A 15,737-nucleotide genomic window follows, 5' to 3' on the forward strand; every position below is an offset into this window, starting at 1 on the left:
AACCTATGAGACGTACATCTCATTTGACAATAGCGGTGCGAATGTAAAGTCCGCGATTTCCGAAGGAAGCCGATCACCGTGCCGAATGAGAGAGCCACCACACCCCACGCCCGCGACCCGGCGCTCGAAGGCAGGTTCCATGCCCGATACGCACGTACCCCGGCCGGCACGACGCACCGTCGCCATCGCGGCCGGGCTCCTGATCCTGACCACCGCCGCCGCGGCCGTGGCGCCGGTCTCCCCGGCGACGGCCACGACGGCTCCGGCGCCGGCACCCACCGCGCCACTGCCGACCCTGGAGCCCACCCCTCAGCCGACCGACGACCCACCGCCCGCCGACCTGCCCACGGAGCACCGATTCCGGTACAACTACCAGGTCAAGGTCTGTCCCACCCTCGACCGGGCGGCCGTCGCCAAGGCCCTCAAGGTCCGGTCGATGAAGGTCTACACCGCCGAGGGAATCGTCCCCGGGTCATGTCTGCTGATGAACCACATGACAGACCCGACGGCCCAGTGGGGCGTGACCATGCAGCCGGCCGACTCGCCGTGGGTCAACACCGACAGCCGTCGCGCGAAGGTCATCCGCGTCGCCGGGTTCAAGGGTGTGGTCCGTAAGATCCACTCCGACCGTGACGTCCTGAACCTGCTCGCCACCCGCGGCAGGTACGCGGTCTATGTCGAGGTCGTCAGCAACAAGGCCATCCCTCTGGCCGCGGCGGTCGCGCAGGCCGGCAAGTCGCTCACCTGGCTGGAGAAGAAGAAGCCGGCCCACCCGACCTTCCCTACACCGACCCCGGTGCCGTACTGAGACCGCCGGCGGCCCGCCCGGTTCCACCAGGCGGGCCGCCGCGGCGGCGGAGGACTACAGGCCGGCGTCGAGGGGCGCGTCGAGCCGCAGACCGGGATGGCGGCCGGCCACGGTACGCATCCGCCAGCGGTGGGCGAACACCGCGAGCAGCGCACCGTCACGGACCCGGGTCATCACCTCGACCTGCGACTCACCGCGCAGCAACTCCTGGCCCTCGGCGTCGGTGACGGCCGCGATCTCGTACGGCAGGCGGTCCAGATGCACCTTCACCCCGAACTCGGCCTCCAGACGGAAGCTGGCGACCTCGAACTGCATCGGCCCGACGGCGGCCAGCACCGGTAGACCGTCACCGCGCAACTCCGAACGCAGGACCTGGACCACACCCTCGCCGTCGAGCTGCTCGATGCCGCGACGGAACCGCTTGTAGGCGCCGGTGTCGCTGGTCCGGCAGACCGCGAAGTGCTCCGGCGGGAACGACGGCAGCGGAGGGTACTGCACGGGCTTGTCGGCGTAGAGGGTGTCGCCGATGCCGAGCGCGGTCGCGTTGACCAGGCCGACCACGTCACCGGGGTACGCCTCGTCGATGGTGTCGCGGCCCTGCCCGAAGACCTGCTGGGCGTACTTGGTGGTGAACGGCCGCCCGGTGCCGGCATGGGTGACGACCATGCCGCGCTCGAACCGGCCGGAGCAGATCCGCATGAACGCGACCTGGTCACGGTGCGCCTTGTTCATGTTCGCCTGAATCTTGAACACGAACCCGGAGAACCCGCTCTCGACGGGCTGGTCGGTGCCGCTCACCGTGGGGCGGGCGGTCGCCGGCGGTGCCAGCTCGACCAGGATGTTCAGCAGCTGCCGTACGCCCAGGTTGGCGACCGCCGCACCGAACAGCACCGGCGTGCTGGTGGCGGCCAGGAAGGTGCCCTGGTCGTGGTCGGCACCGGTCATCTCGAGCAGCTCGAGTTCCTCGTTGGCGGTGACCCACTCCGCGCCGTACCTCTCGGCGGCCTCGGCGTCGCCCATCTCCTCCTCGATCGCCAGGTCGGCGCCGCCGGGGGAGCGCTGCATGCGGGTGAACACCCCGGTCCGCCGGTCGATGACACCGTGGAAGTGCCCGGCGATGCCGACCGGCCAGGTCAGCGGCGTCGGCTTGAGCCCGATCCGCTGCTCGATCTCGTCCATCAGGGCCAGCGCGTCGTGCCCGGGCCGGTCCCACTTGTTGATGAACGTGATCACCGGGATGCTGCGCTGCCGGCACACCTCGAACAGTTTCAGCGTCTGCGGTTCGAGGCCCTTCGCGGCGTCGAGCAGCATGACCGCGCTGTCGACCGCGGTCAGCACCCGGTACGTGTCCTCGGAGAAGTCGGCGTGACCCGGAGTGTCGAGCAGGTTGATCACCGTGTCGCCGTAGGAGAACTGCAGCGCGGCCGACGTGACCGAGATGCCACGCTGCTGCTCCATCGCCATCCAGTCGGAGACCACGCCCTTACGGTCGCCCTTGCCGTGCACCGCGCCGGCCTGGCCGATCACTCGCGCGTGCAGGGCCAGGGCCTCGGTCATCGTCGACTTGCCGGCGTCCGGGTGCGAGATCACCGCAAACGTACGCCGCCGCGCCGCCTGGGCAGCAACCCCCGCCGCCGATGTCAGCACGCTTTGACTCACCGATCCACCCCTCACGAAACCGTGGCGGCCACCGGCCGCCACCCCGCAACCATATCTTCTGCCCCCGGACGGGGATCGGGGCTGCGCCCGGCCCTCGCCCCGCTCCCGGGACGCGGCATCCTCAGGTACGGCCGTCGCGTTCCTGAGCCTGCCGCAGCGAGCGCTCGTACGGCACCCAGTCGGCCAGCCGCACCGGGAGCCCCTCCGCCCGGAGCCGTTTCACGACCGCCGGATCGTCGTCGACGATCACCGCGATGACCCCGTCGCGGGCGAGCCGGCGCAGCTGCCCCAGCTTGAAGTCACGGGCCGGCCGCCGGTCGTCGTCGGGCCGCATCAGCAGCCGCCCGGCCGGTAGCCCGTGGGCGGCGAACCAGCGTTCGGTGACCGGCCGCAACCACTCGGGACGCCCGGTCAGCCACACCAGCCGGTGATCCGGCGCGTACCGGTGGACCAGCTCGATCCCCTCGGGCAGCGGCGGGTCCCGGTCGGCGGCCGCGAAGAACGCCGCCCAGTTCTTCGGCCGCCGCGCGACATGCCGCAGACGGTGCCGCACGTCGGCGACCACCCCGTCGACATCGAAAACGGCGAACGGTGCGTCGGACATGGTGATCATCCTGCCCGACGCGCCGGGAGGGTCTCAGACCGGCAGCGCCCGGATCCGGTCGACGATCTTGCGGCGGTCACTGTCGTCGCCGCCCAGATTCGCCCCGTCGACGGCGGCCAGCAGTTCGGTCCGCTCGGCGTCGGTGAAACGCCGCAGGTTCGTCTCGGCCAGCACCAGCGCCTGATACTGCTCGTTGGCGGTGACCGGCACGGTGATCGCCCCGGTCAGGGTGGCCGCGTCGACGAGCCGCGGATCACCCTGCATCAGGCCGAGCAGCAGCACCCGGACCGGCCCGGACGCCGTCGGGAACAGCACCTTGACCTCGTCCGGGTCGAAGGTCCGCTGACTGGCGAACGCCGCGGCCCGGCCGACGAGGTGATCCTGCACCTGCTTGCGGACGGTGTAGAAGCTGCCGCCCACCAACTGCGTGTGGATCACCCCGTACGCCTCGGCGATCTCCGCCAGCTCGGTGTTGGCGAGCAGCCGGGCGGTCCGCGGCGCCCCGTGCGTGGCCATCTCCCGCACCAGCCGCAACTCGAACCCGTCGACGCCCACCACGAGCGCCTGGAGGTGGGGCAGCACGAACGGGCTGACCAGCAGCAGCCCACCGGTGATCACGAGGACGACGAGGGCGGCACCCGGATCGGGGGAGAAGAAGGTCTTCCACCCGGCCACCATCAGCACGGCCACCCCGGCGCCGCCGACCGCCCACAACCACCATCGATTCATGCCGCTGAACCTATCGGCTCACCCCGCCCGCCGGGTCATCCCTTGAGACCGGTATGTGCCAGACCTTCGATGATCCGGAGCCGGGCCGTCACGAAGACCACCAGCACCGGGCCCGCGGTCATCAAGGCCGCGGGCCCGCGCGGTCTGATCTCATCTGCGCGGGGTGACGCGACCGCCTTCCGATCCGTCGAGGCTGTAACCGAGACGGAGACGGATCGGCGGAGGTGGTGGCGCGTTGAACACGACGATCGCCGCGTCGGTGGCGCTGTCGGCGCTGGCGCTGTTGCTGCTCTGCGGCCTGGCCTTCGGCCGCCGCCGCCAGCGGGCGTTCATCCGGGAGGGCCCGGTCTTCACCGCCCGGTTCCGCACCGCCGGACCCCGCCCACCGGGCTGGCGCGGCCTGCACGGGCGCTGGTCACGGCGGATGTTCGCCTACTGGCGCGACGACGTGCTGGTGATCCGCCGGGGCCCGCTGTGCGACCGGCGGCTGCGGCTGAACGCGCAGGTCACGTTCGCCGGCGTGTACGGGCTGTCCGGCCGGCGCGGGGCCATCGCCGTGCACCTGCGCCTGCCGGACGGCTCGTTGCTGGAGGTCACCGCGCCGGCCGGGGACCGCGCCGAACTGGTCGGCCCGTACCTTGCGGCCGCCATGAGCCACCTGCCCCGGGCCCCACTGCGCCGCCGCGACCGCCGCCGGCGGTGAGGGACCAGAAATTTCGGGGCATCAGGCGGATCCGGCCCGGCGGACATGCCGGAAAGGGGGCCCGACGGTACGCCGCCGGGCCCCCTTTCCTCCCCCTCACCCGCGGTAATGCCTCAGGAAGAGTGCCTCGGCGTGGGCCAGCCGGGCGATCTCGCCCGGGTCGACACTCTCGTTCGGGGCGTGGATCGCCGCCAGGGGCTCCTCCACACCGATCAGGATGATCTCCGCCTCCGGATAGGTGGAGGCGAACACGTTGCACAGCGGGATCGAGCCGCCCTGACCGAGCGTGGCCATCTCCCGGCCGTACGACTCGTGCATCGCCGCGGCCAGCGCCCGGTAGGCCGGCCCGCCGGTGCGGGCCTCGAACGGCTGGCCCAGTGCCTCGGGCTCGACGGTCACCCGTACACCCCAGGGCGCCGCCGCGTGCAGGTGCGTGATCAGCGCGTCCTGCGCCTTGGCCGCGTCCGTGCCCGGCGGCACCCGCAGGTTGAGCCGGGCCCGGGCGCGTGGCTGGATCGCCGCGGCCGAGCCGACCACCGGCGGGCAGTCGATGCCGAGCACCGTCACCGCCGGCCGCGCCCACAGCATGTCCGCGACCGTGCCGTCGCCCAGCAGCGCCACCCCGTCGTGCAGCCCGGCATCGGCACGGAACTGCGCGTCCGGGTACGGCGCCCCGGTCCACGTCCGGGTGTTGTCCAGCCCGGCGATCGTGGTGTTGCCGGCCCGGTCCCGCAACGACGACAGAATCTGGATCAGCGCGGCCAGCGCGTCCGGGGCCGGTCCGCCGAACATGCCCGAGTGCACCTCGCCGGCCAGCGCCCCGACCGTCACCACCACGTTGGCCAGCCCGCGCAGCGTCACCGTGGCGGCCGGCACCCCGACCGCCGCGTTGCCGGTGTCGCAGACCAGGATCGTGTCGGCCTTCAGCAGACCCGGATGACGTTCGACGAAGTCCTCCAGGCCGCCGGTGCCCTGTTCCTCCGAACCCTCGACGATCAGTTTGAGGTTGACCGGGATGTCGTCGCCGAGCGCCCGCAGTGCCGTCAGGTGCATGACGATGTTGCCCTTGCAGTCGGCGGCGCCGCGGCCGTACCAGCGGCCGTTCACCTCGGTGAGGGCGAACGGAGGGGTACGCCACTCGGCCTCGTCCAGCGGCGGCTGCACGTCGTAGTGGGCGTAGAGCAGCACCGTCGGTGCGTCCGGGTCGGCGCACGGGCGTACCCCGTAGACCGCGTTGCTGCCGTCGCTGGTCTCCCGCAGGCTCAGCCCGGTGAAGCCGACCTCCGCGAAGCGGTCCACCACCCAGTTCGCCGCCCTCGTGCACTCCCGGGGCGGGAACTGCCGCGGGTCGGCCACCGACGGGATCGCCACCAGTTCCGCCAGGTCGGTGCGGGCCCGGCCCATCAGCGCGTCGATGTCCGCTCGCAGCCCCATCACGCCACGTCCTCGAGTTTGAGATCGTCGACGACGTCCTGGAACGACTCGAGATAGACCGGGCAGTACACCTTGATGATCAGCAGCTGGCCCTGGACCACCTTGTTGTCGGCGATCACCGGGCGTTGTCCGGGCCCGCCCGCACCGTTGGTCAGCTGGCCGTGGAGGATCCCGCGGCGCAGTGCGTCGTCCGGGTCGAGGCAGACCGCCCCGCCGTCCGCGCCGAGCGTGTTGACCAGCTGCTCGGTCGACGGCGCCCGCAGCCCGGCGGCGGACAGTTCGGCCTGCAACTGCTGCGCCTTCCCGGTGGCCTGTGCGGCCTGGTAGTCGTTGCTGTAGGTGATCAGGCCGATGCCGGCGAACAGCACGACCGTCAGTCCGGAAAGGGTGTAGAGCAGCGTGTTGGCTCTCATGACGCCGGTGCCTCCTTCCAGGACGGTTTGCGCAGGCGATAGAAGAGGTACGGCACCAGCAGGCCCAGGCCGAGCGCGCCGCCGGCGACGATCAGCAGGTAGGTGCCGACGCTGCCGGAGCCGAACTGCGACGGCGGGATGAAGCCGATCAGCAGGGCCGCCAGCGATGCCGCGAACCCGATGCCGCAGAGCCCGGTGATCATCGGGGCGCGGTAGCCGCGGGGATGGTCCGGCTGGGTTCTGCGCAGCCGTACGGCGGCCACGAACATCAGCAGGTACATGATCAGGTAGACCTGGGTGGTGATCACCGAGAAGATCCAGTACGCGCTGGAGACGTCCGGGATGAACGCGTACGCCAGTGCGATCACCGTCGTGACCAGGCCCTGGACGACCAGGATGTTCTGCTGTACGCCGTGCTTGTTCAGCTTCTGCAGGAACGGCGGCAGGTAGCCCTCCTGCCGGGAGATCAGCAGCAGGCCCTTCGACGGCCCGGCCAGCCAGGTCAGCATGCCGCCCAGGGAGGCCGCGACCAGCATGATGCCGAGGATCGGGGTGAGCCACTGGGTGCCGAACTCGGCGAACACCGCGTCGAACGCCTGCATCACCCCGGCGGTGAGCGACAGCTGCTCGGCCGGCACCACCCAGCTGATCGCCAGCGCGGGCAGGATGAAGATCAGCAGGACCAGTCCCATGGACAGGAACATCGCCCGCGGGAACTCCCGGCCCGGGTTCTTCAGCGAGCCGACGTGCACAGCGTTCATCTCCATGCCCGAGTAGGACAGGAAGTTGTTGACGATCAGCACCAGGCTGGACAGACCCGCCCAGGCCGGCAGCAGATGGTCGGAGGTCATCGGGGCGGCCGACTCGTTGCCCTGGCCCAGGAACACCATGCCCAGGACCACGAGCAGGGCGCCGGGGATCAGCGTGCCGATGATCAGGCCACCGCTGGCCAGTCCGGCGACACCACTGGTGCCACGCGACGAGATCCACACTCCGGTCCAGTAGCAGACCATGATCACGATGGCGGTCCAGACGCCGCTGGAGGCCAGTTCGGGGTTGATGACGTAGGCGAGGGTGCTCGCCACGAACCCGAGCAGGCTCGGGTAGTAGAAGATCGTCATGGCGAACTGGCACCACACCGCGAGGAAGCCCAGTGGCTTGTTCAGCCCCTGGCTCACCCAGTTGTAGACGCCGCCGGACCAGCCGGACGCCAGCTCGGCCGAGACCAGCGCGGTCGGCAGCAGGAACACCACGGCCGGCACCAGGTACAGGAAGATACTGGCCAGACCGTAGACGGCCATCGTCGGCGACGGTCGCAGGCTGGCCACCGAACTCGTGGTCATCAATGCCAGCGCGACCCAGGAAATGTAGTTGATGGTCCGCTTGGCGGACACGTCGGTCGAGCTCACGCCGCCTCCCTTCGTGACAGAGCGGCTACTGCGGGCATCGTCGATGCCCGACGGGCCGCACCGCCTCATCCGTGGGGAACGGTTCACGTGCGTTCCGTGCGGAGGATGCCGGTGCGGCCGAACGTGCGGGCCAGCGCCCGGAAGATCGGATGGCCGCAGAGCACGCCCAGCGCCACCGCCACCATCGACCCGGCCGCGCCGAGCAGGTCCTGGGAACCGATGTCGGAGCTGCGGGCCAGGTATTCGGTCAGGCCGATCAGGCTGAGCGCCCCCGGCACCAGCAGCCAGAACCCGGGCAGGAACGACACCAGCGCCGGCGGCCCGGAGGGAAACCGCTCCACGATGTACGCCACGACGGTCAGCACCAGCGCGCCGACGAACCCGCTGAGGTACCCGCCGAGCAGGATGCCGCCGAGATACTGACCGGTCCAGCCGGCGTAGAGGACGAGGCAGAGCCACCCGAGGGTCCGTGGCGGGCCGGAGTAGACCAGGTAGCAGCCGAGCCCCACGACGCCCGCCCCCAGCCACGGCGCCCAGCCGCCGATCGAGTTCTCCGGTGCGCTGACCGGCACCGCGTACCGGGGGAGGTCCACCACCTGTGCCGCCCCGATGATGCCGAAGGCGAGCAGCATGAGTTGCAGGATGCCCGCGACCAGCCGGCTCGCCCCGGTGACCATCTCGGCCGCGGACAGTTCCACCACCGCCATGGTGAGCATGGCTCCGGGCAGGAACGTGGCCAGCGGCGCCACCATGGCCCGCAGGTCGGCGTCCGCCCAGCCGCTGTCGGCCAGCAGGAAGGTGCTCGCGGCGACGGCGAACGACGCGGTCACCGGCATGATCATCTGGACGCTGGCCCAGCGGGCCCCGACCGTCTTGAACACCCCGACCAGCGCACCGAAGATCCCGGCGAGCAGCAGATCGGACCAGGTCGGCTGGAGGATGAGGCAGATCCCGGCGGTCAGCACCGCGAAACCGAGGATCTGCACCGGCAGGGGGAACCGCGCCGGCATCACCGCGATCGCCCGTAGCCGTCCGATCCCCTCCGCGGGGGTGATCCCGGCCCGCTCGGCCGCCTTCAGCACGTCGTAGACGGCGGCCGTCTGGTCCAGCCGCAACCCGCCGTTCAGCAGCCGGGTCGGCTCCATCGTGGCCGGCTCGCCCGGATCCAGGGCGACCACCAGATAGGTGGGCAGCACACTGACCCGGGCCTGCGGGGCACCGTACGCCCGGGCCACCCGCAGCAGCCGTTCCTCGATCTGGTTGACCGCCTCACCGGCCGAGGTGAGCGCGCTGCCCAGATACTGGAGGAACTCCTGCAGCTCCACGCTCTTCATCGGCTGCACGCTAGGGACGGTGGCGGGTCCCGGACTCACCCCGGGCGGGTGATCCAGTGCGCCCCGGAAACCACGAAGCTGACCGGCGTGTCATCGACAGGTGTGCAATCGAAGAAGGCCGGAGCGGGCGTACTGCTGGCCGCCTGCGGCCGGCTCCACCATCCTGGCCTGCGGCTTGCTCTCGGTCGGCTCGGCCGGCTCGGCCGGCACCGTCCTGGCCGCGGTCGGCATGACCCCGCTGCAGGCCGGGCTGGCCACGTTGCCGGCGGCAGCCGCGATGATCGCCGCCACGCCGCTGATCACCCCGCTCGCCGTGCGGATCGGGCCGGGGCGTCGGTCCTGATGACGGTCATGTGCGCCGCCGGTGTCGCGCTTATCGTGTTGATGCGCCGGTACCGGGCCGCACGGCCGCACGCCGTGCACCTGGCCGCCGGCCCGTCCCCTCAGGAGGAGACCAGCGATGACCGACCTTTTTCGCCGCCGGATGGACCTCGCGATCGACCAGGCCACCGACGCGGGGCTGACCGGTCTGCTCGTCACGCCCGGACCCGACCTGATCTACTTCACCGGCTACCGGCCGGTGATCACCGAACGGCTCACCCTGCTGGTGCTCGCCGCCGGCCGGGACCCGCATCTGATCGTCCCGGTGCTGGAACGCCCGGACGCCGTGCGGGCCGCCGGTGCGGGCGCGGTGACGATCACCGGCTGGGCCGACGGTGCCGACCCGTTCGCGGCCGCGGCACCGCTGCTCGACCCGAAGGGCCGCTATGCGGTGTCGGACAACGCGTGGGCGCTGCATCTGCTGGGCCTTCAGCAGGTGCTGCCCGGGGCGGCCTGGACGTCGATGACCACGGCACTGCCGATGCTGCGGGCGGTCAAGGACGCCGACGAGGTGCGCCGGCTGGCGGCGGCCGGTGCGGCCGCCGACGCGGCCTACGAGCAGATCGTGGGGGTACGGTTCGCCGGCCGCACCGAACACCAGATCGGCACCGACCTGGCCGCGCTGCTGCGTGAGCACGGGCACTCACAGGTCGACTTCACCGTGGTCGGGTCGGGCCCGAACGGGGCGAACCCGCATCACGAGATGGGCGAACGGGTGATCACCGACGGCGACATGGTGGTCCTCGACTTCGGTGGTCTCAAGGACGGGTACGGGTCGGACACCACCCGTACCGTGCACGTGGGCGAGCCGACCGCCCAGGAGCGCGAGGTGTTCGACGTCGTTTTGGAGGCGCAGCAGGCCGCGTTCGAGGCGGTGCGGCCCGGGGTGGCGTGCGAGGAGATCGACCGGATCGCCCGGGACGTGATCACCCGGGCCGGGTACGGGGAGTTCTTCATCCACCGCACCGGGCACGGTATCGGGCTGACCACGCACGAGCCGCCGTACCTGGTGGCGGGGGAGCGGCGTCCGCTCGTACCGGGCATGTGTTTCTCGATCGAGCCGGGCATCTATCTGCCGGGCCGGTTCGGGGTGCGCATCGAGGACATCGTCACGGTCACCGGCGACGCCGGACGCCGGCTCAACAACACCAGCCGTGACCTGCGCATCGTCGCCTGACCCGGTCAGCGTGCCGGGGTGCGGGGGTCGAGCGGCACCGGCTTGCCCTCCGCAGCGGGCGCGAGCAGGCGTGCGGCCACCTCGGCGGCGCTGATGCGGCCGGGCACGGTCCGTTCGGCGATCATCGCGCTGACCACGGCGGCCGCGAACGACGTCCCGCTCCACCGGGCGTACCCCTGGAAGATCTTCTCGTGCCGGGTGGCCGGTGCGGGCCCGTCGCCGTCCGGGTCCTCCCAGACCGAGACCGGCCCGGTCAGGTAGGTGCTCTCCAGATCGGTGCCCGGCGCCGTGGCGGTGATCCACGGGCCCTGGGCGCTGAACGGGGCACCCTCCGCGCCGACCGCGACGACCTCGGCGAAGGCCGCCGGGAACGCCGGTTTGCGGGCGCGGCCGTCGGTCAGGTAACCGTGGTTGCCGGCGGCGGCCACCACCACCGTGTCCCGGCTGAGCCGCTGGAGGGCGGTGGCCAGCAGCAGGGGCCCGGCTCCGTCGTCGGTGTAGCAGACGAACGACAGGTTCAGCACGTCCACCCCGGCCCGGCCGGCGGCGACGATCTGATGGGCGGCGGTCCACCCGTCGGCGGTGCCGTCCAGCGCCGGATACACCCGGAGGCCGGCCCCGGGAGCGTACCGGCGCACCAGCCCGGCGATGAAGGTGGCGTGACCGGTCTCGGCCGGCACCGGCCCGCCGTCACCGGCGCCCGGGTAGGGGCCGGTCCAGGCGCCGGTGAGGTACTCGTGGTTGCACATCGCGGTGTCGACCAGGCCGACGGTGACCCCGTTCGGCGCCGCACCGGGATCGCCCGCCCAGGCCGGCCGCGCGACGGCCCGGGGCGCGCCGCCACCGCCGTGCGAGACCTCACCGGCCGGAGCGGCCCCGGAGACGCCGGGCTTCTTGCGGCCGTGCACCTGACCCATGATGCGGTTCTTGCCGAGCAGCGGTGTCCACCCGTGGTATCGCTCGCCGAAACCGGCGCGGACGGCCGCCAGGATGCGGTCGAGCGCCGGCCGGTTCTGGTCCGGGGCGCCCAGCGCGGTGGCCGCGCGTTCCGGCTCCGGCAGCGTGACCAGGGCCAGGTCCAGCACGTCACTGGTCTGCGGGGTGGCGTAGAGCCGTCCCGGATCGCTCGCGGCCCGTTCCCGGGCCTCGTCCAGCGCGGTCAGCAGCAGCCCGAGGTGTGGCAGCGCGACCACCAGCTGGGTCGGTTCGGCAACAGACGTCATAAAATCCAGATTAAACATAATTTTGTACGAATACAGCGCGCTGCCGAGAGAGCACACCACCGGGAGGACCGTGGGGATGGAGATCGCCGTGGCGGCCGACGCCGCCGAGGCACTGCGGCTGGCCGCTGTCGAACCCGCCCGTGCCCGTCACCTGGCCCACGCCGCCGATCAGGCCGCCCGCGCCGGCGGCGACCCGATCGCCCGGTGCGTCGCCCAGCGGGCCCTCGGCGTGGCCGCGATGCAGCTGCGTGACCTCGACGAGGCGGTGACCCGGCTGCGGGCGTCCGTCGCGATCGCCCGCCGTGCCGGGGCGACCGCCCTGGCCGGTGAGGCCCGGACCAGTCTCGCCTCGGCACTCGCGCTCAGCGGCGCCACCGGCTCGGCGTTCCGGCAGATCGGCACCGCCCTGCGGGAGCTGCACGGGGTGCCGGCCGCCCGGGCCCGGGTGCAGCAGTCCGCGATCCTGCAGGAGCTGGGACGCGTCGACGAGGCGCTGGCCGCGGTCCGCCCCGCGCTACGGGTCCTGCGCCGCGCCGGTGACGTGCAGTGGGAGGTCCGGGCGCTGAACAACCGCAGCCTGCTGCACCTGGAACGGCGTGCCTTCGCCGCCGCCGAGACGGACCTGCTCACCGCCGTCGACCTGTGCACCCGGCACGGACTGGACCTGCCCCGGGCGTACGCCGAGCAGAACCTGGGCTGCCTGCGCGCCAGCCGCGGCGAGGTGCCGGCCGCCCTGGCCTGTTTCGACCGCGCCGAGGAGCACTACCGCCGCCACGGCCTGCGGGTCGGCTCGCTGCTGATGGACCGGGCGCGCCTGCTGCTGTCGGTACGCCTGGTCGGCGAGGCCCGCGCCACCGCGCAGGCGGCCGTCGACGCGTACGCCGAGCAGAAGCGGATCAACCTGCCCGAGGCGCGGCTGTTGCTGTCCACGGTGGCACTGGTCGAGGGGGATCTCCCGGTCGCGGAGGAGGCGGCCCGGCAGGCGGCCCGCGAGTTCCACCGCGCCGCGCGCCGGGAACTGCTGGCCCTCGCCCGGCACGCCCGGCTGCAGGTCCGGATCGTGCGTGATCCCGGCAGTGTGACACCGGCCCAGGCCCGCCGCTCAGCCGAAGATTTGGCCCGCGCGGGCTGGCTGGTACCGGCACTGGAGGCCCGGGTGATGGCCGGCCGGCTGGCCTTGGACCGCGGACGGTGCGGCGAGGCACGCGCCGACCTGATACCGGCCGGCCGGGCCCGGACGACCGGCCCGGCGGAGGCCCGCGCCCGCGCCTGGCTGGCCGAGGCGATGCTGCGGCGCGCCGACGGTCACCGCTACGGTGCACTGCGGGCGGTCGCGGCCGGTCTGCGCCTGGTGGAGGACCAGCAGGCCCTGCTCGGCGCCACCGAACTGCGCGCGCACATGTCCGCCCACCGCGGCGCGCTGGCCTGCCTCGGCGTGCGGATCACGCTGGAGAACGGCAGCCCCCGCGAGGTGTACCGCTGGGCCGAACGGCGGCGGGGCATCACCGCGGTCCCGCGCCCGGTACGCCCGCCCCGCGACCCGGTACTGGCCGCCCTGCTCACCGACCTGCGGGCCACGATGACCGCGATGGAGACCACGGGCCCCACCCCGGCGCTGGTTCATCGGCAGGTCGGCACGGAACGCGCGATCCGCGACCACTGCCGGCGGACCGACGGCTGCGGGAACCGCCCGGGCCCGGCCGCGATCGGTGAGCTGACGGCGGCACTGGGTGACGCGGCCCTGGTCGAATACGTCGAACTGGACGACGACCTGTACGCGGTGACGATCGCGGCCGGCCGGACCCGCCTGCACCGGCTGGGACCGCTCACCGACGTGACCGGCTGCCTGCGCCATCTGCCGTTCGCGCTGCACCGGCTGGCCGGCACGATCACCACCCCGGCCGGCGTGGCCGCCGCCCGCGCCGTGCTGACCCGGGCCGCCGACACGTTCGACCGGGTGCTGCTGCGCCCGTTACGGCTGGGGGACCGGCCCCTGGTGCTGGCCCCGAGTGAACGGCTGGGCTCCCTGCCCTGGTCGATCCTGCCGTCCTGCGCCGGCCGCCCGGTCACGGTCACACCGTCGGCACGCCTGTGGCTGGACGCGGTCCGCCGCCGCCCCGGCCCGCCGGGACCGGTCGTCGTCGTGGCCGGGCCGGGACTGCCCAACGCCGTCCGGGAGGCCGAGTCGGTGGCCCGCCGCTATCCGGGCGCGGTGCGGCTGCTCGGCGGCGCGGCCACCGCGGACCGGGTGGCCGCGTCGATGGCCGGCGCCCGCCTGGTGCACGTGGCCGCCCACGGTGACCTGCGGGCCGACAACCCGCTCTTCTCGGCGCTGCGGCTGGCCGACGGGCCGTTCACCGTCTACGACCTGGAACTGCTGGAACGTCCGCCGCTGCACGTGGTGCTGGCCGCCTGCGACGCCGGCCGCGGGCAGCCGGTGGCCGGCCAGGAGGTCCTCGGGCTCTCCACCACTCTGCTCGGCCAGGGCACCCCGACGTTGACGGCGCCGGTGATCCCGGTGCCCGACGGCGAGACGGCCACCCTGATGGACGCCTACCACGCCGGGCTGGCGGCGGGCCGGTCCCCGGCCGAGGCGCTGGCCACCGCGCAGCAGCGGACCCGTGACTCCGGTCCGGCGGCGCTAGCCGCGGCGGCCGGCTTCGTCTGCCTGGGCGCCGGGCTGGCGCCGCTCACATCCTGATCCAGTCGGTCACCAGCCGGGCCGCCCCGGCGTTCACCCGCAGCCGGACCGGTTCGCCCGCCGGCAGCGCGACACTGAAACAGCCCACCTCGTCGACCTCCGACTCGGTGCGGTGACCCTGGGCGCCCTCCGCCGTCAACCGTCCCGGCGCGGGTGGGATCACCTGCCCGACCAGCAGCTCGCCGTCGCGTTCCACCTGCACCTCGGCGGTGTCACCGGTGAACAGCACGGTCCGCCCGGCGTCCGCGGCGCGCACCGCCGGTCCCGCGTCGATCAGCGAGTCGTACGTGAGACTCGCCAGCTCCCACTCCTCGTCGATGCCGCGCCAGGTCCAGGCGGCGGTGCCCGCCGTGCGTACCCGCCCGGTCAGATGGCCGGCGTCGCGTACCGCGGCCGCCAGTTCGTGCAGCATCGCGTCGTCATCCCAGGACTCTGCCGTCATGACCCGCTGCTCCCTTCTCGCTGCGACCGGCTGCCGGTTCCGGACAGTCCGCTGATCTGCGGGCATGCGCGCAGGCGTTCCAGGGCCCGTGCCCGCGTCGGGCCGATGCTGCCGATCTTGATGTGCAGCCGCCGGCAGATTTCCGCGTACGGCACCGGCGGATCCTCGATCAGCAGGAGCAGCAGCGCACGCTGATGCTCCGGCAGCTCGGCGAGCCCCGCCAGCAGCGCCTGATGCCGGGCCGCCCGGATCAGGTGCTCGTCCGGTTCTTCCACCGTGGTACCGGCCACCGGTCCCTCGGTGAGCGGATCGAACGGCCGCGTCCGCAGACTGGCCCTGACCTGGCGCAGACATTCGTTGCGGGTGGTCGTGATGATCCACATCGGCAGTGCCCGCGGCTCCCGCAGCTGGCGCAGGTTCTCGACCAGCCGGAGCCAGACGGTCTGGGCGACGTCGTCGACGTCGGTGCCGTGCAGCCGGAACCCATGGGCCACCGAGGCCACCAGCGGCGTATACCGGTCCACCAGCCGCTGCCAGGCCACCTCGTCACCGTCCGCGGCCGCCGCCACCAGCGCGGTCACCTCGAAACTCTCGTTCACACCCCTGAGGATCACGGCGCCTGCCCCTTGATACCGGATTACACGGAAAAGTCCCTACCGGCATGCGGGGTATCAACCGCCGCCCTCGGCCATCTGACAAGAGGACGCGCCACCCGAGTCG

General features: G+C 72.4%; 15 protein-coding genes. 5 read left to right on the plus strand and 10 right to left on the minus strand.

Annotation, left to right across the window (positions count from 1 at the left end; translation table 11 throughout):
• Positions 1–139: 139 nt before the first annotated feature.
• Positions 140–808, plus strand: a complete 669-nt coding sequence (locus tag BC793_RS49725) for a hypothetical protein (protein WP_158319352.1) — start codon at positions 140–142, stop codon at positions 806–808.
• 54 nt (positions 809–862) lie between these two features.
• Here BC793_RS49725 and BC793_RS25035 read toward each other — a convergent pair whose 3' ends face one another.
• From BC793_RS25035 to BC793_RS25045, 3 genes are all read right to left on the minus strand, one after another.
• Entirely contained in the window at positions 863–2,467 is a 1,605-nt protein-coding gene (locus BC793_RS25035; RefSeq protein ID WP_109596451.1) for a peptide chain release factor 3, read from the minus strand.
• Positions 2,468–2,588: 121 nt separating this feature from the next.
• Entirely contained in the window at positions 2,589–3,071 is a 483-nt protein-coding gene (locus BC793_RS25040) for a phosphatase domain-containing protein (protein WP_239170325.1), read from the minus strand.
• A gap of 33 nt (positions 3,072–3,104) precedes the next feature.
• On the minus strand, positions 3,105–3,800 hold the full coding sequence (locus BC793_RS25045) for a hypothetical protein (RefSeq protein ID WP_146246431.1): 696 nt from the start codon (positions 3,798–3,800) through the stop codon (positions 3,105–3,107).
• A gap of 235 nt (positions 3,801–4,035) precedes the next feature.
• Here BC793_RS25045 and BC793_RS25055 point away from each other — a divergent pair, with 235 nt between their 5' ends.
• A complete protein-coding gene (locus tag BC793_RS25055) occupies positions 4,036–4,503 on the plus strand; it encodes a hypothetical protein (RefSeq protein ID WP_239170324.1) in 468 nt (155 codons plus the stop codon).
• A gap of 96 nt (positions 4,504–4,599) precedes the next feature.
• Here the strand turns inward: BC793_RS25055 and BC793_RS25060 are convergent, their stop codons facing one another.
• From BC793_RS25060 to BC793_RS25075, 4 genes are all read right to left on the minus strand, one after another.
• Positions 4,600–5,937 carry a dipeptidase gene (locus BC793_RS25060; protein ID WP_109596292.1) on the minus strand — a complete coding sequence of 446 codons (1,338 nt, stop codon included), beginning with the start codon at positions 5,935–5,937 and terminating at the stop codon, positions 4,600–4,602.
• Positions 5,937–6,350, minus strand: coding sequence for a hypothetical protein (locus tag BC793_RS25065; RefSeq protein WP_109596294.1), 414 nt, complete (start codon positions 6,348–6,350; stop codon positions 5,937–5,939). Before BC793_RS25065 ends, BC793_RS25060 begins: the two co-directional genes overlap by 1 nt.
• Positions 6,347–7,759, minus strand: coding sequence for a glutamate/gamma-aminobutyrate antiporter GadC (gene gadC, locus BC793_RS25070; protein ID WP_109596296.1), 1,413 nt, complete (start codon positions 7,757–7,759; stop codon positions 6,347–6,349). Before gadC ends, BC793_RS25065 begins: the two co-directional genes overlap by 4 nt.
• An 83-nt stretch (positions 7,760–7,842) precedes the next feature.
• Positions 7,843–9,093: a threonine/serine exporter family protein gene (locus BC793_RS25075; protein ID WP_109596299.1), complete on the minus strand. Its 1,251-nt coding sequence runs from the start codon at positions 9,091–9,093 to the stop codon at positions 7,843–7,845.
• Positions 9,094–9,193: 100 nt separating this feature from the next.
• On the opposite strand from BC793_RS25075, the gene BC793_RS48985 reads away from it, so the two are divergent.
• Together BC793_RS48985 and BC793_RS25080 are read left to right on the plus strand one after the other, a co-directional pair.
• A complete protein-coding gene (locus BC793_RS48985; protein WP_146246432.1) occupies positions 9,194–9,436 on the plus strand; it encodes a hypothetical protein in 243 nt (80 codons plus the stop codon).
• A 117-nt stretch (positions 9,437–9,553) separates the two neighbouring features.
• Entirely contained in the window at positions 9,554–10,651 is a 1,098-nt protein-coding gene (locus tag BC793_RS25080) for an aminopeptidase P family protein (protein WP_109596301.1), read from the plus strand.
• 5 nt (positions 10,652–10,656) lie between these two features.
• On the opposite strand, the gene BC793_RS25085 is transcribed toward BC793_RS25080, so the two are convergent.
• Positions 10,657–11,874, minus strand: coding sequence for a S8 family peptidase (locus tag BC793_RS25085; RefSeq protein ID WP_109596303.1), 1,218 nt, complete (start codon positions 11,872–11,874; stop codon positions 10,657–10,659).
• Positions 11,875–11,950: 76 nt separating this feature from the next.
• Here BC793_RS25085 and BC793_RS25090 point away from each other — a divergent pair, with 76 nt between their 5' ends.
• Complete coding sequence (locus BC793_RS25090) at positions 11,951–14,575, plus strand: CHAT domain-containing protein (RefSeq protein ID WP_109596305.1); 2,625 nt, start codon at positions 11,951–11,953, stop codon at positions 14,573–14,575.
• Here the strand turns inward: BC793_RS25090 and BC793_RS25095 are convergent.
• Entirely contained in the window at positions 14,565–15,017 is a 453-nt protein-coding gene (locus tag BC793_RS25095; protein ID WP_109596307.1) for a hypothetical protein, read from the minus strand. The two genes, BC793_RS25090 and BC793_RS25095, sit on opposite strands and share 11 nt — an antisense overlap.
• Positions 15,014–15,616, minus strand: a complete 603-nt coding sequence (locus BC793_RS48990) for an RNA polymerase sigma factor (protein WP_146246433.1) — start codon at positions 15,614–15,616, stop codon at positions 15,014–15,016. Before BC793_RS48990 ends, BC793_RS25095 begins: the two co-directional genes overlap by 4 nt.
• Positions 15,617–15,737: the final 121 nt, after the last annotated feature.

The sequence above is a fragment of the Actinoplanes xinjiangensis genome (genome assembly GCF_003148685.1).
Lineage (GTDB): Bacteria > Actinomycetota > Actinomycetes > Mycobacteriales > Micromonosporaceae > Actinoplanes > Actinoplanes xinjiangensis.